At 39.0% G+C, this 1688-nt stretch carries 2 protein-coding genes; one reads left to right on the top strand and one right to left on the bottom strand.

What is annotated here, in order from left to right:
• A partial coding sequence (locus E1176_RS01380) for a YqaE/Pmp3 family membrane protein (RefSeq protein ID WP_155208789.1) occupies nt 1-509 on the bottom strand: 509 nt, incomplete at its 3' end.
• 43 nt (nt 510-552) lie between these two features.
• Between E1176_RS01380 and E1176_RS01375 the strand changes: the two genes are divergently transcribed.
• Nucleotides 553-1688, top strand: a 1136-nt coding sequence (locus tag E1176_RS01375; RefSeq protein ID WP_155208788.1) for a THUMP domain-containing class I SAM-dependent RNA methyltransferase, incomplete at its 3' end; no start/stop codon positions are given.

Below are 1688 nucleotides of genomic sequence, written 5' to 3'. Positions count from 1 at the left end.
AACTCACTAGATATTCCATATGTCAATCCCACGCCAAGTGGAGGAAGAAGTATTGCCAAGATCATTGCCACCACATATTCGCCACCACTGTCTTGCTCCTTTAAGGTTTCGACTTCTTTCTTAATTTCCTTTTTGAGTTTTTTACGAACCTTCTTCGACTCTTTCTTCAAAGCCTTTTTTTCTTCTTTAGCTGTGAGGTCTTTGCTTTTTATTTCTTTTGCAGCCTCTTCGTATTCTTTTACAATTTGTTGCACTTTAGGTGGAGGAGTTGGTAATACTAACCTGTCCTTACTTGCTACAAGTTGTTCTGCATCAATACTACTCGTCTCAGCCTCAATTTTCTGAACCTCTGTAGGCGATTCTGTTTGCTTTTCATCAGCAGTTGCTACTGCCGGTTCGTAAAAATTGCTGGATTGGTTGAAGTGGGCTCCGTATTTTGGTGCACATGCACTAATTAATAAGAGCAACATCCCGTAGAGGATAATGGGTTTAGATAAACTGTTTTTCATAACGCTTTGATTAGTTTTACATAAATTTTAAAATGTTGACCTGATGTCAGACACCAGAATTGTTGTAAACTGCGCGCCTAAGCTCGCATCCATCTTAAAACAAGAAATAGAAGCATTAGGTTATGATGCTGAAGAAACAGGCATACAAAGTGTCGAAACCACAGGCTCTTATGAGGACACGATGCTGCTCAATTTGCACCTCAGAACGGCTACTAGAGTACTTTATCACCTAAAAAGTTTTAGAGCCTTTACCCCTGATGATCTTTATAAAGAATTATATAAAATAGATTGGCTCAAGTATATTAACCATACGGGTTATATAAACATCGACAGTTTTGTAAAAAATGATAACATCAAGGATACCCGATTTGCTAACTTAAGAGCCAAGGATGCTATTGTTGATAAAATCTATGCTGCCAAAGGTCAACGGCCGGATTCCGGCCCTAAAACTGACAAAACTGTATTTTTTCTTCACTGGGTAGATGACCAGGCTAGTATTTATATAAATACGTCTGGTGATACTATTACCAAGCATGGTTATAGAAAAATTCCTTTTAAGGCCCCGATGATGGAATCTCTTGCCGCGGCAACTATTCTGGCCTCAAGGTGGGATAAAAAAAGCCATTTCGTAAATCCAATGTGCGGTAGTGGCACGCTGGCAATTGAAGCTGCACTAATTGCAACTAATCGACCTCCAGGTATTTTTAGAAGCAATTTTGGCTTTATGCACACTAAGTTATACGATCGTGACTATTGGATGTCTATTAGACAAGCTGCCAAGGAACGGGTAAGAAAGAAGCTTGACTTTAAAATTATAGCTAGTGATTTAAGCTATATGGCTTTAGAAGCTGCTAAGCAAAACGCAATGACTGCCGGTGTAGACCACCTCATAGATTTTGTTGAGTGTGATTTTAGGGAGACACCAATGCCGGAAGAAAATGGCGTGATATTTTTTAATCCTGAGTATGGTCAAAGACTGGGAGAAGAAGAAAGCCTTGCTCCTATTTATCAACAAATTGGTGATTTTCTTAAGCAGAAAGCCCAGGGGTATTTTGGATATATCTTTACCGGCAACCTTAAGTTGGCTAAAAATGTAGGCTTAAAGACTAAAAGAAGAGTGGAGTTTTATAACGGAAGAATAGATAGTCGATTATTAGAGTACGAACTCTATGCGGGCAG

The sequence above is a fragment of the Fulvivirga aurantia genome, assembly GCF_009711475.1.
Lineage (GTDB): Bacteria > Bacteroidota > Bacteroidia > Cytophagales > Cyclobacteriaceae > Fulvivirga > Fulvivirga aurantia.
Note: the sequence above shows the minus strand (reverse complement) of the source record. Positions and strands in the feature narration are given on the sequence as shown.